Raw genomic sequence first — 22,071 nt, forward strand, 5'->3', positions numbered from 1 at the left:
TTTATGCCGATAATAATAGAAGACGCGTCAATCAAACACTTAGATAGGCTTTACGAAATTGAAATGGAATGTTTTAAAAAAGAAGCTTTCACTAAACAGCAAATAGCCCAACTACTTAAAAGTCCAAATTCCATAAGCTTAATTGCAAAAGAGGATGAGCATATCGTTGGCTTTGTTATTGGCATGTTATTTATCGAAGACAGCAAACCCATTGGGCATATTTTAACGATAGATGTAGCGCAAAGCCACCGTCGAAAAGGGATCGGAATAAAACTTTTGCAAGAAATAGAAAAAATCTTCAAAAACAAGCATGCCGGAGTTTGCCGCCTTGAAGTAAGGGAGGACAACATTGCTGCGTTAAACCTCTACCATAAACTTGGATATAGAAAGACCTTGAAGTTAGAATATTACTACGGAAACGCTCACGGGATTCTTCTAGAGAAACCGCTACTCTAAATTCAAGAGTTTAAGCTTTGTCGTTTCATCAAAAGCTCTTTTTAGGTTTACATCTAAAGCTTCAATTATTACAAGCTCTGCTGTGGCTCCAACTCGGGAACCATTCATTAAGTGACCGCCAAACGCTTTACCTTCATTAGTTGTAACTACAATGTGGACGTGAATTGCTGTCTCACCGTTCTCTTCAACGGCGATGTTTCCCATGCATGAAGCTATCTCTAGAGGCTCATCTATGCGAATGTATTTGTACTCGCCACCTTTGTAGTAGCCCAGTGTAGCATTTTCAAGAGTACCTATAACAATCAACAACCCAGCCTTAACTCCGCATTTTTCAGCTTTCTCTTTAATGGCCTCAATCAAGTCTTCACCCGTTTTTATTTTGGAAAAAATGATTCTCCCAATTTTTCCCTCAGCCATGACTTCACCACTTATATAGGTTAAACTACAGCTGTGAATATTTCAATCTTCCGAGAACTTTTTCAAACGCAAACCCTAAAAACATCAAGTACAATTTAAACGATTGTATGTCTAGGTTTAAGGTAAAAGGGGAGAAAGGGTTCGGGCAGATCATAATAGTTTTATTAAGGAGCACTACGTGGCGTTGTGGAAAACTTGAACGCCTAATAGTTAAACATCTCATTCACAGAAAAAACGTGGGGTTTGGCGCATCCGAAATGCCTCTAAATGAAATGCTACAAAATTTCAACGTAACCGGTAAGAAAAAGAACGAGTTTTTAGATGCGTTAAAAAGGCTGGAGAGAAGGAACATAATAAAAATTTTGAAACTTTAGGCCTTTTTGTTAGAGGAGCTTCCTAAGTTTTTTCAAGGAGCTTTTTTGCGTCTTCAACCCATCTTCTAGTTATTTTTGGCGAAATCTTAAGTTTGGAGGCTAAGTCTTCTGCCGAAGCCTTTGCTAAATCTCCAACATTTGCAATGCCTAATGCTTTTAGATGCTCCGCCCGCTTTGCGCCAATACCCTTAATCTCAGTTAACTCTAGCGTCGAAATTGGGGTGGCTTCTATCGAAGTTTTCTCCTCTTCTTTAATTGTTATAACAGGTGCTGCTGGTAAGGGTGTTTTAGCTTTTGTGTTTTTTGGCCTTTGAGTGTATCCGACCCCTATGAAAAACAATCCCAAGACTGTCGTTGTAACTATCCAAAGTTCTCTGTAATTTACTTGATAGAAGCAAATTATCCCAGTTATTATAAAAAATATTACTGCTACTGTATATAGAGCATAATCTGACCGCATTTTATCTTTCTCCCAGCCTAAAATATTTTAGCAAATAGCTTAAATAATTTTCCGAAAATTCAGAAAAAGAGGTTTTTGGGTGTTTCAGCCGTCTATTTGAGCAACTCTTCCTCTGGGGGTGGTTGTTTTATTAAGCCTTCCCTCATTAGGATTTGCGCGCTTTCCCTAGCGTTCTTTATTATTGCAACAGCTCTTTCGTAGAGTTCCTGTCTGCTTAGCTTTACTCTGGCTACTCCTTGTTCAATCGACTTTAAGGCGCAGGCTACTGCCTCGCGGGGGAAAACTTCCCACTCCTCCATTCGTGGTAGGATGTCATCTTCATGTATGCCTCTTTCCTCTGCGAACTTTGCTAGCTCTTCTGCGGCGGCAACGCACATATCATCTGTAATAGTTTTGGCTTTGACATCTAAAACTCCGCGGAAAATACCTGGAAAGCCCAAACTGTTGTTGACTTGGTTTGGAAAGTCGCTTCTTCCAGTAGCCACTATTCTGGCTCCAGCTTCTTTAGCTTCCCAAGGCCAAATTTCAGGAATTGGATTTGCACAGGCAAAGACTATGGCGTCGTTTGCCATTGTGGATATCCACTCCTTCTTTATTGTGCCTGGCCCTGGCTTTGATGCGGCGACAACAGCATCTACACCTTTAAATGCGTCCGCTATGTCTCCTGTTCTGCCTTCAGCGTTCGTTATCTGGGCTAACTCATACTTCCATGGATCTTCCTCTTTTGAGATATCCTTTCTTCCAGGGTATATTATGCCCTTTGTGTCTACCATGATAATGTTTCCAGGCTTTATTCCCCATTTTATTAGAACGTAGGCTGTTCGGATGTTAGCTGCTCCGGCACCAATAAGCGTTATTAAGCTTTCTTGAGGCTTTTTACCCACTATTTTGAAGGCGTTTATCAATCCGGCCAATATAACTGTGGCTGTTCCCTGCTGGTCATCATGCCAAACTGGGATTTGCAATCTTTTACGGGCTTCTTCTAAGATGTAGAAGCATTTCGGTTTTTCAATGTCTTCAAGATTTATCCCGCCAAAGGAAGGTTCAATCAGCTCGCATGCTCTGACGATTTCGTCTGGGTCTTTGGTTTTTAGGCATATGGGGAAAGCGTCAACTCCACCTAAATACTTGAAAAGCAGTGCTTTTCCTTCCATAACAGGCATAGCTGCCTCTGGACCTATGTCTCCTAAGCCTAAAACACGAGTGCCATCTGAAACGACTGCTACATAATTCCAACGATTTGTTAATTCGAATACTTTTTCAGGGTTTGCATTGATTTCTCGGCATGGAGCTGCGACTCCCGGCGTGTACCATATGGCAAAGTCTTCATAGCTTCTTATAACACATTTTGGCATGACTTGAACTTTGCCTTCGTAAAATTTGTGCATGGGCGGGGCAAGTTGGGAAGGCTTTTTAGCTTTTGCGAGAAGCTCTTCAACTGTGGGTTTTCTTTTTTCCTCCTTTTTTGGTGAGCACATCATTAATGTCTCCTTTTTGTAAGGATGATGTTGTTTTGCGTATTAGCCTTTAAAGATTGCGGTGAATTTTAACGGAAAATTACAACAAGCCCTTTTAGCTTCAATCATTTAACCAAACAATTTTGGTAATTCATATTCGCTGTTCATAATTCATATTAAAGATGGCCCTACTTGTCAAATATACCACACGACGCGCGCCGAAGCTAGCAGAGGTTCTCGGAGGGGCTGGGATGCTGAAGATTTACGGTATATGGCTATCAATAACGGTCGGTTTGGCGCTGTTATACGCTTTTCAAGGCCACTACCCGGATTTCATGTATTTCTTTTCAAATGCTTTTCCGCCGTTGGTTTCTGGTGCGGCCGTTGTTTTTTCGGGGCTTTCCTTAGAAAAATACTGGCATAAAGCTAGGGGGCGGTTTTCGACTGCTTGGCTTTATTTCACGGCTGGATTGTTCCTTTGGTTTATGGGAGAAGCCATTTGGGCTGGCTACACGCTAATATTAGGCGTTGAGACTCCCTATCCATCCGTAGCCGATGTTTTTTGGCTGGCCGGGTATGTTCCTTTCTTTATAGCGCTATACCTATATGTTAAGCTCTTCAGCGGTGCATTGACAAAGAAAACTTTAGCCGCGTCTATGGTTGCTACTGTAATTTTGACGGTAATTGTTGTCGGTGCGCTGCTTATCCCACTTTTAAATGCTGAAGAAGATTTAATGACGCTGGTTACAGACTTTGCCTATCCCCTCTTTGACCTCGCACTCTTTTCTGTTGCACATTTAGGGCTTATCATTTTCTGGAAGGGAAAACTTGGAAGACCATGGCTTTTCATTAACGCCGCCATGACTATGGATACTTGCGCCGACGTACTTTTTAGCTATGTAACCGCCAACGGCGCATATTATTGTGGACATGTGCTTGAACTACTCTACCATTTTGGCTATCTATTCTTCATATTGGCCTTTTACATACATATAAAAGAACTTTGAGGTTAAAATCATGAATAAAAAAACGTTAGAGTTTGAGAGGGCTTTAATCGAAGCGGTTGATGAGGGCCTACTTATGCTTGGGGAAAGCGGGAGAGAAGTGGTCTATTTCCGCCTTCGACATTCTTACGCCATAAACAAGGAAAACATACCCTCGCATCCGGAAATTTTTATTGAATGTATACGGAAAATTTTCGGTTCAGGAGCAAAAGTTATCGAAAAAAACATAGCAAAAATCTTGTACCGCAAACTCGGATTGGAATACGTGGAAAAGAAAAATTTTGAGTTCCTTGAATATCTAAAAGAAGCAAAAATGTTGACGAAAGCTGGGAAGTTTTAATATCTTCTTTGCCGGGCTCCGCCTCTTCGTCCGCTGAAACCTCTTCCTCTGAAGGGGCGTCTTTGTTGTTCATAAACTTTTGATGATAAGTTGTTTTGTGTGTTAACTTCGCATGTTAAGGCTTCTTTTGCTGTTTCTAGCGTGCCGTATCTTCCAATATTTAGACGCATACTTCCTTTGAATAGAGTTACGTAGCCATTTCCTATGCTTATGGTTTCGCCTTCCTTGACTTTAGTTATATTGTCATCCCATAAAGTCAAGTATATGCACCCGGTTTCGTCACCTATCAATGCGTCACAAACTGTGTGAGACGCACCGTTTTTTCCGGAAGCTATACTTCTGACCTCGCTTTTTGAGCCAACCTTTGCCCTAACGTTCACCGCCCTCGAAGTAGGTGTTAACTCGCCGATTTTCACGTCTATAGGTTTTCTGTTTCCGTGAAAACTTTCAATAGCCAAGACTGAATCAACACCCATGTTGTTTGCAAGAAAAATATGGCGGCTACTCACTTAAGGCTTTTGGTTAAATATTCAGCCAAGATACTCTACTCTAGGCTTTATTTTCCCTGCTCCCTCTCCCTCTAGTTTTATACAGTGTTCACGCTTTCCACTATTGAGTTTTGGGTCCTTTGCCCTCAGTTTCACATGAAAGTTTCGTATTCTGAAAACGACGAATTTGCCCCTAAAAGCCCCAGAGTATGCTAAAACGAATCTTTTGCCTTTTCCGTTAAAACATAAACAGGAATGACTACATTCAACCGTTGACCGCTCGTAACTCAAAGTATATTTATTTTCAGCTATTCTTTGTTAGTCGCTTCGTTGATTTGCTTCTCCATCATGTGTCCACGACAGTAGACTAGCGCCTTTTTAACACCGGCAACTTTTAACGCTTCGCGTTTAATGTCTACGGCTAGCTTGAAGGCTATGGGGCAGAAAGGACTAGATGGAATAAATTCGATCTTGACAACACCCGGTTCCTCCTCTTTAACACTTTTAATCATCTGCATTTCAGCAAAAGTCAAGCCCGTTTCTGGATCAACAACTTTGCCAACCGCTTCAAACACTTTACTTTCTAACTCGTTCAATTCACACACTTCCAAATCTTCTAGAATAAAGGCTTGTATAAAGTATAAAAAGTTACGGTTTGTACCAGTATGCTTTCAAATGCATCCATAGCTCGAAGTCATGGCCTACAGAAGCTTTGCTTTAAACTCGAACAAACTCTTTCAGCAAGTTCGGCCGTTTTCTTCAAAATAAACTCAATCATCCCGCCCAGAACCGTCTAACCCGTAATTAATACACCAAAATTTTGCATATTAACTTTTAAATACAATGGATTCTATTCATTATCTTGGAGCCATGTCAATGAAATACGACTATGAAGCATTGCTCAAACGAGCGCGTTCCCAGCTGCCTGAAACTGCCCTAAAGCGGGAGAGACTGGAAATTCCAAAGCTTCAATATGTAGTTGTTGGAACACGCACGATAATCCATAATTTCATGGAAATCGCTGAAGTTTTAAACCGCGACCCGCAGCACTTGTTAAAGTTTTTGACCGGAGAGTTGGCCACAGCAGCTCTCATGCAAGAGTCAAGAGTTATTTTTCAAGGCAAGTTTCCAAGGGAAACCCTTGAAAGACTTTTACAAAGATACATGGACACGTTTGTCACATGTCCAGTGTGCAAGCGTCCGGACACGAAAATTGTGAAGGAAAAGCGTCTATCCTTCCTCGTTTGCACGGCTTGTGGCGCCAAGTCCTCGGTAAGGCAACTGTGAGAGGCTGAAAATTGAAGTGTTACATGAAGCTGAGAAAAATCGGCAACAACATTTTGCTTTCCATCTGTGACGCTGAGGTTCTTGGGAGAACTCTCCGCGAGGGCAAAATAGTTTTCCGTATTACTGAAGAGTTCTACAAAGGCGAAGAGGTCGAGGTTGAAGAAGCCATAGCCATGATTGAAACCTCAACCATCGTGAACATGGTTGGCAAAAATGTCGTGGAAAAAGCTGTTGAAAAAGGCTACGTGCATCCGGAAGCGATCCTAAAAATTGAGGGCATACCTCACGCTCAGATTGTAAAGCTGTGAAAGTAAGCAATGCTTTTTAAAAAGCACGGTTAATTGGAAAGTAGAGCTAACTTGATGGGTTAAGAATGTGAGCATCGGCAGGTTTGCCCTCAAAACTTTCAGGAACTTTCTTAAGTTTAAGACTGGAAAAGTCTCGCCCCTTTTCGCTTCCTATAATGTGACTGGACGCTGTAACATGCGGTGTGTCTACTGCAACTGGTGGAAAATGGAAAAGCTGGAGTTGCCAACGAATAAAGCATTAACCGTTATAGACGAGGTTTGCAGTTTGGACGTAAGCTTTTTTGATTTCAGCGGAGGTGAACCCATGCTACGCAATGACCTAACAACACTGGCTAAAAAGGCGGCATCCCACAACTGCCTCGTGAGTATAAATACAAACGCTACCCTTTTGAAACGTGAAAACGCGTCAAGAATCGCAGATGCGTTTGACATTGTTGTGGTGTCCATTGACGGCCCAAAGGAATGTCATGACAAAATAAGAGGGGTAGCTGGAGCTTTTCAACGAGCTGTCGAAAGCATAAAAGTTTTGAGGAGTTTAGGTGTAGAAGTCGGCATAAACAGCGTTATTTCGCCATACAACATTGACGTTTTTCCAGGGTTTGTTGAAGAGATTCGCCCTATAGCAGATTTTTTGCAAGTTCAGCCGGTTCATCCATATCCGCCGCCTTCAAAGAATAAGCCTCCAATCGATAAAGTAGCGGCTATTCAAGAGTATTTGCTAGACTTGAAAAAGAAGGACCCCAAGTTTTTGGCAGTACCTACAGATTTTCTCCGGGGCTTACGGCTTTTCTTTGAGGAGAAAACGCCTAAAATTTGCGATGCCGGAAAGCTTTACGTTGCAATAGACCCCGCCGGAAACCTTTTGGCCTGCGCCGCTAGCGGAGACATTGTGCTTGGAAACCTTTTAGAAAGTTCTGCTGAGAATATTTTGACAAGCGATAGCGAAACTACAAAAAGAGCATGGGCTAAGGTTGCTTCATGCGATGGGTGCTGGCTTGAATGCACCGTCGGCGTCTCTGTTGCTGTCAGAAATCTTAAGGAAACTATTCAGATGGCAAGATTGTTAAAAGGCTTTCAATGTTTTAGAGCATAAACATGCTTTTAAGTAAGTGGCTTCATCTTTTAAAAGGAAATGATGAGGTGCTTACTTGGGCAAGAAGAAGGTCATAAGCGAAGAAGAATTAAGCGAGATGGTTTATCCTACGGAGAATGATGTTTTAGGCGTAGCTGTAAAGCTTCTCGGTTTTGATCGTGTTCTTGTTAAATGTCAAGATGGAAACGAGCGTTTGTGTCGTATAAGAGGTAAAATGAAGAGACGGGTATGGATAAGAGAAGGCGACGTTGTTCTCGTTTCGCCTTGGGACTTTCAGTCTGACAAACGTGGGGACGTCATTTGGCGCTATACCCATGCACAGGCAGAGTGGCTTCGCAAAAAGGGCTACTTAACCATCTAAAAATGGCGAGGAAACTTTTTGTCTTTTCGGGAACGTGTTGAAAAAAGGCTTCGCGAGGAAGAAAAGGAATATGAAGTTGAACAGTTGATGAAAGAGAAGCGAAGCGAGGAATACGAGGTTTTAGAGGAGGTTTTTGACCGTTCAACTCTAATGATCATATACGACTTCATGAATAGCGGGGTAATCGACCGAATTTATGGCGTCGTGAAAGCCGGCAAAGAAGCCCGAGTGTACTGGGGCAAAGATAAAGAAGGCAAAGGGCTTGCCATAAAAATTTACCTAACTGTTTCTGCGGAATTCCGTAAGGGGATGCTAAAATACATCGAAGGAGACCCGAGGTTTAGAAATGTGAAACATGACACTCGATCGCTGATTTTTGCGTGGGCTCAAAAAGAGTTCAAAAATCTTGAACAAGCGTTGGCAGCGGAAGTCAGAGTACCGAAACCTATCGCAGTCAGAAACAACGTACTTATCATGGAGTTCATCGGGAAAGATGGGGTAAGCGCACCTTCCATGAAGGAGCAACCTCCATCCAACCCGGAGAGAATTTACAAAATCCTAATAACTTACCTTGAAAGACTTTACAGGAAGGCGGGGCTTGTTCACGGAGACTTAAGCGAATACAACATCATGATCTGGAGAGGTTTACCTGTGCTTTTTGACATGGCGCAGGCCGTTCCGATTTCGCATCCACTAGCAAACTTCCTCTTGAATAGGGATATCGCTAACTTAAACAGATTTTTCAATCGTTTAGGCGTGAACACCTTGTCAGCTGAAGAAGTTTACAGGAGAGTTACAGGCCATGGCTCAACCTAGCACTTTTGTAAGGATACCTAAAGAGCGGATCGGCGTACTGATCGGGCAAGGTGGCGAAACAAAGAAAGCTATTGAAAACATGCTTTCAGTTACTCTCCAAGTAGAGAGTGACACAGGCGGCGTAACAATAATACTTTCAGAGAAGGCAGAAGACCCCTCTGTGCTTTTGAGGGCTAAAGATGTAGTGACCGCCATTGGAAGAGGTTTCTCTCCTGAACATGCGTTTAAACTCATTCACGATGAAGAAGCCATCTTAGACATAATAGACTTAAGGACAATTTTTGGAAGATCCGAATCTGACATTAGACGCGTCAAGGGACGAATTATCGGGATGGAAGGAAAAACAAGAAGGATAATAGAAGAGTTAACGGATACCCACATAGCTGTTTACGGCCACACGGCTAGCATCATTGGAAAAATCGAAAACGCCCAAATCGCAAGGGAAGCAATTCAGATGCTTATTCAAGGAAGCCAACACGCCACAGTCTACAAGTTCCTCCACAAAAAACGCAGAGAGCTCAAAAAAAGCATGCTCGAACTTTGGGAGAAACCAGAGTAAATTCGGAGAAATCAGAATATGGCTGGATAAGACTCTCTATTTTCTGGAGGTATGCTTCTCCTTAGGGATAATATATATTCTTCAAATACGCGGATTTCGGCGGCAATATTTTCTTCTTTTTGTTCTAGCAACCTTTACGTGTAATTAATTGTAAGGTGGCATGAAATGTGATCATAATATGAAGCGCTTTATAAATAATGCACAAGCCCACTTGTAGTTTGGAAAATTTAGTTTAGAGAAAAGTATGAACCCGAGAAAACCTTTTTAGAAAACTTCACCGCTATGGTTCAGTTAATGCTTCGCTGGTTGAAAATATGGACGTGTTCGAAGCGATAAAAGGTAGAAGAAGTGTTAGAAAGTATAAAAGTAAAAAAGTCGACAGGGAACTCATCAAAAAATTGTTAGAGGCTGCTCGATGGGCGCCTTCTGGAGGAAACATTCAACCATGGGTATTTATAGTGATTGAAGATCCAAAGTTGCTTGATTTAGTGCGAAAAGTTTCTCCGGGATATTTTGGAGAAGCCCCTCTTGCAATACTTGTCTGCTCGAATAGGGAGAGATCCTACAAAGTCGGAGGTCCTCTTGCAAGAGATTACCTCACGATATGTGACTGCGCAATGGCTGTGCAAAATATGCTCTTGGCGGCGTATGCCCTTGGCTTAGGAACATGTGTTGTGAAATCATTTTCTCATCCGGCGATAAAGGAGTTACTGGCAATTCCAGAAGGTATAGAACCAGAACTTTTAGTAATAGTAGGTTACCCTGACCAAACGCCCAAACCACCACCTAAACTGCCACTGAAGGAAATAGTTCACCTAAACGGTTATGGCAAAAAGTTTTCAGATTTGGAGGAGTAAAATGGACAACCCTCAAATAAGCGGGAACGATTACTTATTTGAGATTGCAGTTTTCCTTGCTACGAGCGCTTTAAATTGCATGGACGAACCTCACCTTTATGGGCCATTCAGACTGCTAGACGCATTAAGCAAAATCGCGGACTTACCAAAGTATGCACCATGTTTAAAGGAGGACCCGTTTCTTCAGAAGATAAAGGCTATTGTAGACGAGAAAAAGTTTCTCGTAATGTATAACGTGGAGGAGTTCAGAAAAGCATTGAACGAAATTGTAAAAATGTTCGCAGAAGAACTTAAAAAAAGATATCTAAAATAACTGATGAAAAGAAATGATTACCTCTCCTTTTATTTTCATCAAGTCTTGGATAAAGAAGGTACGCGTAGTTTTAGAAGCAACAAAGGATCAGTGAATATTGCCATCTTTTATTATCGTTTTTCCATCAAGCGTCAATGTTGGCTTTGGAATTATAAAATCCAGATGAATATCTGATGAGACTTTCCCTCCAATATGGGAGTTATCTCCAATCGCCAAGTGTACGGTGCCTTTAATTTTCTCCGCCTCAAGGACGTTATCAGGTCGTCTTGCAAATGGATTTGTTCCAACTCCTAGCTCCGCTAGATTTCTGCGAGAGATAAATGGCTCGACATTCTTACTGAAGTCCAGTAAGTTCCTTAAATAGTCGCCGATTGCACCACCTCCGATGATTTCAGCCACATAGCCGTCTTTAAAAACCAAGGTCATTTTTTCTTTTAAGTCAGGATACCAGCCCGGTTCAACAACAATTTTTCCGTTAGCTGTTCCTTCAACCGGGGCGCAAAAAGCTTCTCCGGAAGGAAGATTTCCAAAAGATCCTTTTTCTGTGAAGATTCCGGCATCAACTGTTCCATTTCTACCTTTGATGCTCAAGGTTATGTCTGTCCCACCGGGCGATATAACCTTAGCCTCATTTGCTTTCGTCAGCAAATCTGCGATTTTCCTAGTTTCCCTTTCTATTTCACGGTAATCTGCAGCCATAGGGCCTCCTGGATAAAACATTTCAGCCAAGAACATTGGCATGCTTGCGATTCGCGCCCCAGCTTTGCAGGCGTTGACTCTTGCATCCGTATGTGTTAACGAATAGGTCGTAATTGCAACGACGACGTCTGCAGCTTTCATCCGTTCCTCAACCTCTTTTCCAGGATATGCTCCATGCTTACCAACAGATGGATACGCAAAAAATTCAACTTTGCATTTTGGAAAACTTTCAGCGGCGATTTCACTTACAATTTTAGCTAGAAGTGCCCTCTTTAATGCATCTAAAAGTTTGCCGCTGTTCTTTAACCTCCACTCTTCCACGGTGGGAATATCTGTAACCACTAAAATTTTTTCACCTTCTCTGACACCCATATTCACATTAAACATGTTTATAACACCATTGACTATTTTCTCTCTTTCAATCATGATACTCACCAATCGAAGAGTAATGTCTTAAATTGGTTATTAAAAGTTGTGCAATGTTGGATAGAAATGCCGTGAGATCCATATGTTAGTTTATTTGTCTTTGGCCACCATGTAACGTGAAAATATGGTTACATTATGCAAGCAAATGAGGGTGAATTCGAGTTACACTTTCACCGAAAGTTTTTTAAAAACTTTAAAGCTTCAAAAGATTGGAAAATTATAAAAGGGGAAAGGAGAAATGTCCGAAGAAAAACCGTTGCTATTTGTCAGAAAGGCTTCAGGACTTTCGAGGGAAATAGGCCCTTGGTCGGTTCTCTTCTTTCCATTGAAAGCCTCTCTTAATCCATGGTTTTTCCTTATGATCGGCATTTTACCCTTCCTTTACCCAGGGGTTAACATGGTGTTGTCCTTTGCCCTAGCAGGGATTCTGGTAATTATCTATGGGTTGGTCTTAGCATTTGAGCTTGTCTGTATGCCAAGGGCTGGCGGGAACTATGTGGTCATCGCTAGAGGATTACATCCGGTTTACGGTATGATGGAGGGCTGGCGTTCCGTTATCTGGAATCCTATAGCAAACGCTACATGCTCATTCTTGGCGGCAAGCTCCTTTGCAGATGGACTTAAGGCTATCGGAATTTTCACCGGCTCACGTGGGTTAATCGATGCTGGCAGCTATTTCGCAACAGTGCAAGGGAGCCTAATAATAGCAATCATTCTGATAATTGTTGGTGGGCTCATCGACTTCTTCGGTCCAGGCACATTAAAACGATCCATGGTGATATTTAGCGGTATAACCATAATAGGCACATTAGTCATGATAGCCATTCTGGTAGCAACAGGACCGAATGGTACACCTTCAATGTGGGATGCTGTTTGGGGTAAAGGCGCATACAACGAGATATTAAATGTAGCTAGGGCAAACGGCTGGAAGCCTGCAAGCTTCAGTTGGGCTTCAACAAGCGCTGCCATACTTACATGCAGAGGCTTCCTATATCCAGATAATGTATCCCCCTTGGCAGGAGAGATGTCTAAACCAAGAAAGACCATAATGGTGGGCATAGGTTTCGCTGGTGTGATCTTAGCAGCCTTCGCTATGGGTGCATCTGCATCGCTAATGTATGCTTTTGGCGACTTTGTGTCCGCATACGACTATGTTGTGATGGGTGGCTATGCAAGTCAGCTAACAATTAATCCAGGATTAGGCCCAAATCTGGCAATATTTGCAGCCTCCTTAACTACTAATGCGGCGCTATCCGGTTTCATGCTCATGATACCGTTCTTCTCAATAATAGGTCTTATACCCCACGGCTACTTCTGGACTACGAGGCCGTTTTTCGCCATGGCCCTTGACCGATATGCTCCAAAAATATTCTCACATGTATCAGACAGGTGGCACATTCCGATTTATAGTTGGCTATACTGTTTCGTAATGCAACTGATCTTCGTATTCCTTGCCGCAACCTTCCCAATAATCCTATCAGTTAGCCTGTTTATCTTGGGTACAATGCTTGTTATCTGGTGGTCCATTACCGGAGTAACTTTACCATTTACTCGACCGCATATATGGGAGAGGGGAGTCTACGTCCCGCTTCCACTAATGATTTCGTTAAGCCTAATATCCACAATACTGGAATACTATGTTTTGTTCACGGGAGTTGCGACAGTGAATCTATTATCCATAGTTATAACACTGATCATAATGGCTTGGGGAATAGGAATGTACGCTGTCATGTCTTACATAAACAAGAAGAGAGGCATAGACATCAATGCAATCTTTGCTGAAGTCCCGCCAGAATAACCCCTTTTTTATGCTTCAACACGCATGAACTGGAACTCTTTCGGCGGTAAGTCGACAACGAAGCCCCTTAAAACCCCGGACTCGTATTCAGAGCCCGGGTTTAAGCAGAGAGTTCTGCCCAGACGTATAGTGCCTGGAGATTCGTGAATGTGACCATGTAAGCATAACAATGGTTGATACTTTTCTATAGCTTCTCTGACCGCCTTGCTTCCAGCTGGGTAAGTTACTGGTGAACCCATTTCCCAGACTTGTTTAAGGTTTTTGTCAAGTTTTGGGCAAATATCTAACCCTGTGTTATATGGGGGGGCGTGGAAATTGCATATCAAGTTTTCGTAGTTTTTAACCTTCTTAAACTCATCTTCCAGCTTTTTCTTAAGTTCTTTCTCTGAACACTCCCGATGAGTTCCCCACGGAGTTGGATTAGTCCACGGGCAACTTATCAGTTCGTGTCTACTGTCTAAGTCTACAACTTTTCCAACGGGGTTAATCACTCTGTCATTTTCCTCAATAACTTTATCAATCTCGAAGGGATCATCGTTTCCCGGACTCACAATTATCTTCACGTTTTTCGGCACTTTCTCCTCGGCTAACTTAAACCATGACTGAAGGACTTCTGACATAAGCTTTACAAACAACTCGTCCATTTTTCTCGAATCCGCTTGTAACTCCTCTACTTCTTGTGGAGTTGTCTCAAACACGTAGTAGCCTTGATTACGGTAAGTTTTTATGACCTCATCGACTTCTCTTCTGGAATGCAAAACTTTTGTTTTACCCCACGGTGCATAGTACCATTCATTCTCCGTCCGCTTAACTATTGGGACAATAGCTTTGCCCGTTAAGTCGCCAAGCATCATTAACACGTCAACTTTGTGAATTTCATGCATTCTAATGAACTTCCTCCAAATTACTTCACTTCCGTGAATGTCGACGGCGGCGAAGATTCTAGTCATTTTAACTTCCCGGCCATGATCTTAATCCTTTATTGTTTATTTACGTTTCTGTTGTTATGGCGCTTTTTAGCTTAAAGGCTATTTCAAGCAAAGTCTAACTCTTTTAAACATTGCTGCTGTCAACCGGAAAATATATTTAAAGGTTCCTCAATCCCTTTTGAAAGGTAAATGGTCTATGGAAAACCCAAAAATCGACTTAGTTGCTGAAGGATTAAGGATCGTAAACATGGCTAAACAACGAAATTTAGCGCTTAGGCTAATGGGTGCGGTTGCTGTTAGGTTGCATTGCCCAAAATATGCCCATCTCCATATGGAAATGGAAAGAGAACTATCCGACTTAGACCTTGTTGGATATGCCTCTCAAGGGTCTAAAATATCAAATTTTATGCATGAGATTGGCTATGAAAAAAGGCCGTTGCGCCCCTCTTATGGCTTGGAGATGCGGCACAAATACATAAGCAATACAAGTGGATGCATTGTAGACATTTTTTTGGACAAACTTATAATGTGTCACACTGTTGATTTTAGGAATCGTTTAGAAATCGATTATCCAACAATTCCGCTGGCTGAATTATTGTTGACGAAGCTACAAATTGTAAACTTTACTGAAAAAGATTTCAAAGATGTTGCGATCTTATTTATGGAGCATAACGTTGGAGAAGGTGATGAGGAAACAATTAATTCTGAGTTGATATCCAAGGTTCTGTCTGAGGATTGGGGATTTTACTACACCGCCACTACAAACCTTAAGAAGATCCTTACACTCCTTTCAGCCCAAAACGGACTGAAGGAGAATAAAGAGGACATAGAACGGAAGATTAACATTTTGTTAGAGGAAATTGAAAAGAAACCAAAATCATTTAGATGGAAGATGCGTGCAAAAATCGGAACAAAGAAAAAGTGGTATAACGAAGTTTTTTAGTTTCTGGGTAGTTTAATAATTTAATTAAAACACCAGTGATTTATCATGAGTTTATGAGATGAGCAAAGTGAGCGGTTGGAGTCAAAAGGACCTTCGAATTCTAATGGAGCTTATTGAAATCCTTGACAGTTACCGAGTGCACAGATACGTAGACATACGCCCTGTGAACGGTGCGATTAAGGAGGGGAAACTGAAAAAAGAGATTGCTTCAAAGTGGGAGAAGGTTCAGCCGACCCTGATTAAAATGGCAAGTGCAACAGCATCCATACCTAGTGTTACAAAATTGGTGAAAATCCGAGATTTAATAAACTTCTTGTCGTTAGTTTTTCTAACTTCGGCGTTTGCCTTGATTGCAATGCGTCTCCTCTTTAGAAGCGTTCCAAATCCTGGTTTTGAGTTTTGGGAAGGGTTAATTTTCCCAAGTGCTCTCGCGTCAATGCTGATAGCGCTAATAGCAAGAGTCATCATCAACCGTAAAATTGGATTCAAAATTGAAAATTTCTACGCCGAGAAAAAATCTAGAGAACTAGACAGTGACGATGCACAATTGAAAGAATGCATCCAAAATTTTATTAATATTCTTTCCACTCAAGCTAAAAAGATCCGCTTTGAGCCGGAAAGATGTATAATGCAGTTATATAAGACTGATTATAGAAAAATTAGGGTGCTTGAGGAGCCAAGTCGTTTCAGGAAGTATTATACAGTCACTATTGAGTGAACATTTAAAGTATCCTCTTTTTCGCTGGAGGTTCTGGATATTCTAACTTGCTGTGTGCGATCTTCATGTCAACTAGGCATTCGGCCAGCTTAATCGAAGCTACTGCCGGATCGATCACAGGGATGCCTATCGCTTCTTGTAGTTCCGCAGCCATTCCTACCATCCCTGTGCAGCCAAGTATAATAGCACCAGCTCCGTCTTCATTCACCGCCTTTTTCGATTCAGCTAGCAGTTTAGCCTTAACTTCACTTCTTTTTTCTTCAAGCTCCAGCACGGGTACTTCAACAGATCTTACTGAGGCTACTTTGGCGTCAAATCCGTACTCTTTCACTTTTCTCCAGAATAACGGTAGGAGTCTCTTTAACACTGTTACCACTGAAAACTTTTCGCAAAGTGTTGAAGCTATGGCCATGGAGGCTTGGCATGGCCCGATGACAGGGATTTTAACTATTTCTCTCGCTGCGTTTAGAGCGGGGTCTCCCATACAGTCAATTATGACAGCGTCAAACCCGCTTTTTTCAGCCTCCATTACTTTTTCCAGTATCCATGGGGCTGCCAACTCTTCGTCGTATGCGGATTCTATTGACGCTGGACCTTTTTCGATGCTTACGACGCTTAGTTCAACATCTTTCCTTTTAGCCAAACTTAGTTCTTTATATGTGGTTTTTTCGAAAACTTCATTTTTCAATATGGGTATTATAACTTGAATTTTCATGAAATTCTTCCTCAATCCTTTACCATTATAGATTTGATATGGGCTTGTAGGGTCCAGTGTATCCTATCCTCTCTAATATGTGTCGCCAGATGTCAAATCCTCTTGGGTGCGCCTTCCATTTATCAGGGGCTGGAACGGCTATCACCGCCACTTCCATGCCGGTTTTTGTGTCAGCGTTCGTCAACGGCTCCCCATTTTTTGTTATGAGGCATATTAAGTCGGGCACCATTGCAACGGGTTCGTTTTCTCCACTCCAAGCAATCATATTTTCATTTTTGAAGTCTATGAAGAGTTTTTTACCAACGTATGTTCCTGTACCTTCTATCGTTGTTCTGCCAAAGTCGAAGCCTCCGACCGTTTTGGTTGCTATGTCAGAAATTGTTCCCCTTATCAGTTCTTGCCCACCAGAAACCGTGGCTGCTTCTTTCACGGGGTCTTTTCCTTCCTTGACGGCTTTTTTGATGGCTTTGCCGATGTTCTCGCACTTGCTGACACTGTTAAGGACCAGTTTTTCTCTCAATGTGCGTCCATTTACCGTCCATGTTCCAAAGGCCGCGACCATGCCTGACACAACAGCGAAACTCCGTGCTATATTTTCGCTTGCATTTGTATCCATTGGGTCTTTAGGATATCCTATGACGACGTTGCCTTTTCTGTCAGCTAAAACCAATGGTGATGCAGGTATTTCATATAGCGGATACAAACCAGTGCCCAATTCTGGAACAGCTCTGCCGTTGCCGTCACAGTCTACCACCGGAAGATTTTTGCAAGCGGCAACATACATGGGTGTTATAGTGTTAAAGCCACCGAGTTCGCCTGCCATCAGGTAGGAAAGTTTTATGCCTACTAACGCGTATATTCTTTCTAAAGCTTCAAAAGCATAAACAGCTTCTACATCAAAGCCTTTCTCCCTAAGAGCTCTTGGTGCACCTATACCCGCAATCATGGCCACATAATCATTGTCGGCAACCTCTTCTGGACTGACAAGTTTAACGCCATTAGCTACTTCGAAAATTTTATCGACAAGCCTAAGCCCGTCTAATGGAGAACCACCACCTCCAGCACCTAAGAAAGTGGCACCCGTTACGATGTTTTCCAAACTTTCTCTGTTAAGGACTCGCATGCAACCACCCAAAGCAGTTAAACTGCCTTCGCCAATCGTATTGCTTATTTGTAATCATATAAAACTTATGATAACGTCATCAAATACTGTTATTTGATGGATGATTTCCCAATAGAATTCTGCAGAACTTATGCTGTAGAAACTTCACGGTTAACGCTGAAGGACATTCTACAGACCACCTAGGAAAAAGAAAAGCCCTAAACCACGGAAATACAAAAGCTTCTAATTAAGTTTAAATTCTAGGATTATGAAACAGGACTAAACAATTAAAAACTTTTCAACGAGGAAGCCTTTTCTGGTAGTTTTCTCTGAAATGAGAGACTTTCATGGGAACTGGAGCGGCTTTTAAGGCGTTTTCATGGGGGTTTTCTAGTCTTATTTGTTTCTCACCGTTTTGTGGCTGGCGCTATACAGAACAGAATATTCTATGTATTACCGAGTAAACAATTAGAATAATCCCCATAGCGAATAAAGACGTGACAATGGTTTAAAGGCGATTATGTTTCTTTTGTTTTGGTTACATTTACCTGTTTTAATCTTTATTCTAATCCCTAACAATTGAAGCTAAATACCATTGAACAATAGGTCCAACAATAAGAAGCTTTTTGTGGAAAATTGAATAGAGGGTGATGGCTTAAATGTAGCCCTTTTTTGCGGCTAGTTCTGCGCTTAAAAGTCCAGCTCCAGCGGCGCCCCTTATAGTGTTGTGGCCTAAGCATAGATACTTAATTGTTAAGACTGGGTCTCGCCTAATTCTCCCAACAACTACGCTCATTCCGTTTCCTTCGTCTCTGTCAAATCTCGGTTGAGGGCGATCTTTCTCTTCCCGCACCACTATTGGGTTTTGAGGGGCAGATGGAAGCTTTAGCCTTTGCGGTTCACCCCTAAAGTTTCTAAATGCATCTTTAATCTCTTCTAAGGAAACGTCTTTTTCAAGTTCGACAAAAACGCATTCTAGGTGACCATCTTTAACGTCAACTCTGTTACAGCTCGCACTCACTTTAATGTTTGCTGGTTGGACTTTGCCGTTTTCAAGTTTTCCAAGAATTTTTAATGTTTCAAGCTCTATTTTTTCCTCTTCTCCGGAAATATATGGCACAACATTGTCAATTATGCTGAGAGACGGTACTCCTGGAAAACCTGCCCCGCTGAGGGCTTGCATCGTGGACACTATTACTGTCTTTAGGCCAAAATCCATCAACGGTTTTAAAGTTATCGCCAATTGAATGGTGGAGCAGTTTGGATCCGTTGATATAAAGCCATCCCACCCTCTTCTCTTTTTTTGAGTCTCCACAAGCTCCAAATGCTCCGGGTTAACCTCTGGAATCAAAAGCGGCACGTCTTCTTTAAGCCTATGAGTACTTGCTTTGCTGAAAACTGGATATGTCTTAGCGAATTCTTCCTCCACCGGACCTGCAACATCTGAAGGCAAGGCTGAAAAAACAAAATCAATGTTTCCGGCTTTTTCAACAGATTTAACATCAGAGTGTACCACGGGCATTTCGGCTACTTCACGTGGCATCTTAGATTCTAAGATCCAGTTGCATACTTCGCGATATGGTTTTCCAGCAGACTTCTCAGAGGCCGCGAGCACTTCAATTTCAAACCATGGATGGTTATGTAGCAGTTGAATGAACCTCTGTCCCACGGCGCCAGTTGCTCCGAGAATGGCTACTTTCCACTTCATTTTAAGCACGCCCCATCAATGGAGCAAGCGGGTTTTATTTTAGCTTTTTGTTCTTTCACAAACCTAAACATGTCATGTTTCACCAACTTCTCAAAATTATCATAGTGTTGGTTTTAATCACTCCATCTATTTTGCGGATTTTTTCAATGCATTCATTGACTTCGGCTATGCTCATGGCGGACACTATGGTCGCAATGTCGTATTCGCCTGTAACCTCGTAAACTGTGTCAACATTGGGTATTTCCAACAGTTTAGCGGATATTTCAGAGGTTGGAATTAAGGGGTTTATTGAAACCAGTACTATCGCCTCCGCTCCTTCAGAAAGTGAAAGCTTCAACGTAAATCTCTTAATGATTCCAGAATTCACTAAATCCTTGATCCTTCTCCTCACAGCTCCCTCGGAGAGCCCTACAACTTTTCCAATCTCATTGTAGGTAGCTCGTCCGTTTTGCTTTAGAATTTGAATGATTTTTCTATCAATTTCATCCATTTTTATCCTTTTGATACGTTTTTCGTATTTATTTTAACAAAACATTATTATAATATTTAAGTATTTTTCCGAAATTCTTATAAACTTAGCTGATTCTTTAATACAAAGCTGGAATGGGCAATCATGGAAAGGGTGTTCAAGAACTGTTACACAGCGTTAATAACTCCCATGCTTAAGAACAGGCAAATAGACGTTGAAGGTCTTCGAAGCCTAGTAGAGTTTCAAATGTCACAAGGAGTTAGCGGCATCTTAGCAGTTGGAACAACTGGTGAGAACCCAACATTAGATCAAAATGAACAACTCCTTGTTATCGGGAAAGTTTACGAATTTTGTTCCGATAAGTTATTAACTATAGCCGGAACAGGGTGTAACTGTACCCATAAAACGTTAGAGAACACCCGGAAAGCTTACGATATGGGTGTAAGGGCATTTCTGCTAGTGGACCCATATTATAATGGCCCTAGCTCCTTAGAGATTAGACGGGAATACATCGCCCCAGTGGCTGAAAATTTTCAAGACGCCCAAATAATCCCGTATGTTATTCCTGGAAGAACTGGGACTCAGTTGCTGCCTCATGATCTCGCTATTCTTCATAGAGATTATCCCAATGTTAGGGCTGTTAAAGAGGCTACTGGAGACTTCGATAACATGAAATTGACGAGGAAACTTTGCGGAGAAGACTTTGACATACTATCTGGGGACGACGACAAAACCTTTAGAATGATGGCAGATGATGCGATTAAAGCTTCTGGGGTGATTTCTGTAATTTCGAACATAGCTCCAGCTGCTGTGCAAAAGATGACGAAACTTTTGTTGGAAAAGAAGTTGGATGAAGCTGCAGATATTTGCAAGAAGTTGACTCCCCTATTCCAGATAGTAACCGTGAAAACTGTTGAGGAGACAGCTTTCGGCGAAATTATGGTTAAAGCTAGAAATCCTCTTCCATGCAAGACTCTTATGAATGTTCTCGGAATGCCAGCTGGTCCCTTAAGGCCCCCTCTTGGAAGGATGACGCGGAAAGGTCTGAATGTGGTTTTGAATGCAGCACGGGAAGTTTACGAAAAAAGCCCTGAGCTCCTAGCTCCAATTGAAAGTTTTTTTGACGTGGATTTATCCAACAGACTTTATAATGAACGATACTGGAGGGAGTTAGCTTATGACTAAAATCTGCGTGGTTGGTGCTGCTGGAAAAATGGGTCGTGTAATTATCTCAGAAGCGGTAAGTAGGAACTTCGAAATAGTTGGGGCGATAGAGTCTCCAAATAATCCCTTATTGGGTAAAACCCTACGTGAACTGGGAATATGTGATTTGGACGTACCGCTTCAGGGGTCTTCGAAGCTTAAAGAGGCTTTGGGAAAGGCTGATGTTTACTTGAGCTTCACTACACCGGAGGCTGAGCTTATCAATATTCCCGAAGCTGTAGAAATGGGTAAAAGGATAGTTATGGGTACAACCGGGTTTACAGAAGATCAGCTAAATCAGCTTAAGATCCTTGTCTCGTCGAAAGTTCCAGCAGTTTTTGCTCCTAACTTTTCGATAGGTATGAACTTCATGATTAAAATGCTCCATCAGTTGGCTTATCTGCCGGAAGAATACGAAATCAGCATTTTGGAGGCTCATCACTCCAAGAAAAGAGACTCTCCAAGTGGAACCGCTTTGAACATAGCCAGACTGATCTCTGATATAAGGGGATACCGCAAAATAGTGCAAGCTCGGGAAAGATTAGCTTCACGGTCACGTGAAGAACTTGAGGTTTTATCCATAAGAGCCGGTGGGATACCAGGCATTCATGAAGTGATAATCGCTGGACCATACGACATGATTACTATAAGCCACATTTCATTCTCTAGGAACGCGTTTGCGTTGGGCGCCCTTCGCGCTGTTGAATGGGTAATGAAACAAAAGCAGCCTGGAGTATATTCAATGGAAGACGTGCTAAGCAATTAAATGTT

At 41.9% G+C, this 22,071-nt stretch carries 28 protein-coding genes; 17 read left to right on the top strand and 11 right to left on the bottom strand.

All coding sequences use genetic code 11. The annotated features are described in order from the left end of the window. Positions 1–3 precede the first annotated feature (3 nt). On the top strand, positions 4–456 hold the full coding sequence (rimI, locus tag KEJ24_00185; protein MBS7646247.1) for a ribosomal protein S18-alanine N-acetyltransferase: 453 nt from the start codon (positions 4–6) through the stop codon (positions 454–456). Here the strand turns inward: rimI and KEJ24_00190 are convergent. After that, positions 448–873, bottom strand: coding sequence for a DNA-binding protein (locus KEJ24_00190; GenBank protein MBS7646248.1), 426 nt, complete (start codon positions 871–873; stop codon positions 448–450). The genes rimI and KEJ24_00190 overlap by 9 nt on opposite strands. 107 nt (positions 874–980) lie before the next feature. Between KEJ24_00190 and KEJ24_00195 the strand changes: the two genes are divergently transcribed. Further along, positions 981–1,247: a hypothetical protein gene (locus tag KEJ24_00195; protein MBS7646249.1), complete on the top strand. Its 267-nt coding sequence runs from the start codon at positions 981–983 to the stop codon at positions 1,245–1,247. Between the two features lie 22 nt (positions 1,248–1,269). On the opposite strand, the gene KEJ24_00200 is transcribed toward KEJ24_00195, so the two are convergent. Together KEJ24_00200 and KEJ24_00205 are read right to left on the bottom strand one after the other, a co-directional pair. Next, entirely contained in the window at positions 1,270–1,707 is a 438-nt protein-coding gene (locus KEJ24_00200) for a helix-hairpin-helix domain-containing protein (GenBank protein MBS7646250.1), read from the bottom strand. Between the two features lie 92 nt (positions 1,708–1,799). Next, positions 1,800–3,185 (bottom strand): NADP-dependent malic enzyme, encoded by a 1,386-nt coding sequence (locus tag KEJ24_00205; GenBank protein ID MBS7646251.1) that lies wholly within the window; start codon positions 3,183–3,185, stop codon positions 1,800–1,802. 230 nt (positions 3,186–3,415) lie between these two features. On the opposite strand from KEJ24_00205, the gene KEJ24_00210 reads away from it, so the two are divergent. Together KEJ24_00210 and KEJ24_00215 are read left to right on the top strand one after the other, a co-directional pair. Then, the gene (locus tag KEJ24_00210) at positions 3,416–4,171 is read left to right on the top strand and encodes a hypothetical protein (GenBank protein MBS7646252.1); all 756 of its coding nucleotides are present in this window, start codon (positions 3,416–3,418) and stop codon (positions 4,169–4,171) included. A gap of 10 nt (positions 4,172–4,181) precedes the next feature. Further along, on the top strand, positions 4,182–4,508 hold the full coding sequence (locus KEJ24_00215) for a hypothetical protein (protein ID MBS7646253.1): 327 nt from the start codon (positions 4,182–4,184) through the stop codon (positions 4,506–4,508). Here KEJ24_00215 and KEJ24_00220 read toward each other — a convergent pair. Both KEJ24_00220 and KEJ24_00225 read right to left on the bottom strand, forming a co-directional pair. Further along, positions 4,505–4,924 carry a hypothetical protein gene (locus KEJ24_00220; protein MBS7646254.1) on the bottom strand — a complete coding sequence of 140 codons (420 nt, stop codon included), beginning with the start codon at positions 4,922–4,924 and terminating at the stop codon, positions 4,505–4,507. The two genes, KEJ24_00215 and KEJ24_00220, sit on opposite strands and share 4 nt — an antisense overlap. A 380-nt stretch (positions 4,925–5,304) precedes the next feature. Next, complete coding sequence (locus tag KEJ24_00225; protein ID MBS7646255.1) at positions 5,305–5,592, bottom strand: iron-sulfur cluster assembly protein; 288 nt, start codon at positions 5,590–5,592, stop codon at positions 5,305–5,307. Positions 5,593–5,866: 274 nt separating this feature from the next. Here KEJ24_00225 and KEJ24_00230 point away from each other — a divergent pair, with 274 nt between their 5' ends. The 8 genes from KEJ24_00230 to KEJ24_00265 all read left to right on the top strand — a co-directional run bounded on the left by KEJ24_00230 (position 5,867) and on the right by KEJ24_00265 (position 10,590). Then, entirely contained in the window at positions 5,867–6,283 is a 417-nt protein-coding gene (locus KEJ24_00230; GenBank protein MBS7646256.1) for a translation initiation factor IF-2 subunit beta, read from the top strand. 11 nt (positions 6,284–6,294) lie between these two features. Next, positions 6,295–6,591: a DUF424 family protein gene (locus KEJ24_00235; GenBank protein ID MBS7646257.1), complete on the top strand. Its 297-nt coding sequence runs from the start codon at positions 6,295–6,297 to the stop codon at positions 6,589–6,591. 67 nt (positions 6,592–6,658) lie between these two features. After that, a complete protein-coding gene (locus tag KEJ24_00240; GenBank protein ID MBS7646258.1) occupies positions 6,659–7,684 on the top strand; it encodes a radical SAM protein in 1,026 nt (341 codons plus the stop codon). 55 nt (positions 7,685–7,739) lie between these two features. After that, positions 7,740–8,045 (top strand): translation initiation factor eIF-1A, encoded by a 306-nt coding sequence (gene eif1A / locus KEJ24_00245; protein ID MBS7646259.1) that lies wholly within the window; start codon positions 7,740–7,742, stop codon positions 8,043–8,045. A gap of 87 nt (positions 8,046–8,132) precedes the next feature. Beyond that, positions 8,133–8,861 (top strand): serine protein kinase RIO, encoded by a 729-nt coding sequence (locus tag KEJ24_00250; protein MBS7646260.1) that lies wholly within the window; start codon positions 8,133–8,135, stop codon positions 8,859–8,861. Continuing rightward, on the top strand, positions 8,848–9,420 hold the full coding sequence (locus KEJ24_00255) for an RNA-processing protein (GenBank protein ID MBS7646261.1): 573 nt from the start codon (positions 8,848–8,850) through the stop codon (positions 9,418–9,420). The genes KEJ24_00250 and KEJ24_00255 overlap by 14 nt, the downstream gene beginning before the upstream one ends. A gap of 314 nt (positions 9,421–9,734) precedes the next feature. Beyond that, on the top strand, positions 9,735–10,277 hold the full coding sequence (locus tag KEJ24_00260; protein ID MBS7646262.1) for a nitroreductase family protein: 543 nt from the start codon (positions 9,735–9,737) through the stop codon (positions 10,275–10,277). 1 nt (position 10,278) lies between these two features. Then, positions 10,279–10,590 carry a hypothetical protein gene (locus KEJ24_00265; protein MBS7646263.1) on the top strand — a complete coding sequence of 104 codons (312 nt, stop codon included), beginning with the start codon at positions 10,279–10,281 and terminating at the stop codon, positions 10,588–10,590. Between the two features lie 87 nt (positions 10,591–10,677). Here KEJ24_00265 and KEJ24_00270 read toward each other — a convergent pair whose 3' ends face one another. After that, positions 10,678–11,715, bottom strand: a complete 1,038-nt coding sequence (locus tag KEJ24_00270; protein ID MBS7646264.1) for an aminopeptidase — start codon at positions 11,713–11,715, stop codon at positions 10,678–10,680. A gap of 238 nt (positions 11,716–11,953) precedes the next feature. On the opposite strand from KEJ24_00270, the gene KEJ24_00275 reads away from it, so the two are divergent. After that, on the top strand, positions 11,954–13,513 hold the full coding sequence (locus KEJ24_00275; protein MBS7646265.1) for an APC family permease: 1,560 nt from the start codon (positions 11,954–11,956) through the stop codon (positions 13,511–13,513). An 8-nt stretch (positions 13,514–13,521) separates the two neighbouring features. Here the strand turns inward: KEJ24_00275 and KEJ24_00280 are convergent, their stop codons facing one another. Continuing rightward, on the bottom strand, positions 13,522–14,463 hold the full coding sequence (locus KEJ24_00280) for a metallophosphoesterase (protein ID MBS7646266.1): 942 nt from the start codon (positions 14,461–14,463) through the stop codon (positions 13,522–13,524). Between the two features lie 175 nt (positions 14,464–14,638). On the opposite strand from KEJ24_00280, the gene KEJ24_00285 reads away from it, so the two are divergent. Next, positions 14,639–15,385, top strand: coding sequence for a hypothetical protein (locus KEJ24_00285; GenBank protein ID MBS7646267.1), 747 nt, complete (start codon positions 14,639–14,641; stop codon positions 15,383–15,385). A gap of 67 nt (positions 15,386–15,452) precedes the next feature. Then, the gene (locus KEJ24_00290; GenBank protein ID MBS7646268.1) at positions 15,453–16,103 is read left to right on the top strand and encodes a hypothetical protein; all 651 of its coding nucleotides are present in this window, start codon (positions 15,453–15,455) and stop codon (positions 16,101–16,103) included. Between the two features lie 4 nt (positions 16,104–16,107). Here KEJ24_00290 and KEJ24_00295 read toward each other — a convergent pair whose 3' ends face one another. From KEJ24_00295 to KEJ24_00310, 4 genes are all read right to left on the bottom strand, one after another. Continuing rightward, on the bottom strand, positions 16,108–16,818 hold the full coding sequence (locus KEJ24_00295; protein MBS7646269.1) for an aspartate/glutamate racemase family protein: 711 nt from the start codon (positions 16,816–16,818) through the stop codon (positions 16,108–16,110). Positions 16,819–16,843: 25 nt separating this feature from the next. Next, positions 16,844–17,941, bottom strand: a complete 1,098-nt coding sequence (locus KEJ24_00300) for a DUF917 domain-containing protein (protein ID MBS7646270.1) — start codon at positions 17,939–17,941, stop codon at positions 16,844–16,846. A 634-nt stretch (positions 17,942–18,575) separates the two neighbouring features. Beyond that, a complete protein-coding gene (asd, locus tag KEJ24_00305; protein MBS7646271.1) occupies positions 18,576–19,628 on the bottom strand; it encodes an aspartate-semialdehyde dehydrogenase in 1,053 nt (350 codons plus the stop codon). A gap of 79 nt (positions 19,629–19,707) precedes the next feature. Then, positions 19,708–20,118, bottom strand: coding sequence for an Lrp/AsnC family transcriptional regulator (locus tag KEJ24_00310; protein ID MBS7646272.1), 411 nt, complete (start codon positions 20,116–20,118; stop codon positions 19,708–19,710). 132 nt (positions 20,119–20,250) lie between these two features. On the opposite strand from KEJ24_00310, the gene dapA reads away from it, so the two are divergent. Further along, positions 20,251–21,282 (top strand): 4-hydroxy-tetrahydrodipicolinate synthase, encoded by a 1,032-nt coding sequence (dapA, locus tag KEJ24_00315; GenBank protein MBS7646273.1) that lies wholly within the window; start codon positions 20,251–20,253, stop codon positions 21,280–21,282. Then, positions 21,275–22,066, top strand: a complete 792-nt coding sequence (gene dapB / locus KEJ24_00320; GenBank protein MBS7646274.1) for a 4-hydroxy-tetrahydrodipicolinate reductase — start codon at positions 21,275–21,277, stop codon at positions 22,064–22,066. Before dapA ends, dapB begins: the two co-directional genes overlap by 8 nt. Positions 22,067–22,071 lie beyond the last annotated feature (5 nt).

The sequence above is a fragment of the Candidatus Bathyarchaeota archaeon genome (genome assembly GCA_018396705.1).
GTDB lineage: Archaea > Thermoproteota > Bathyarchaeia > Bathyarchaeales > Bathycorpusculaceae > DRVP01.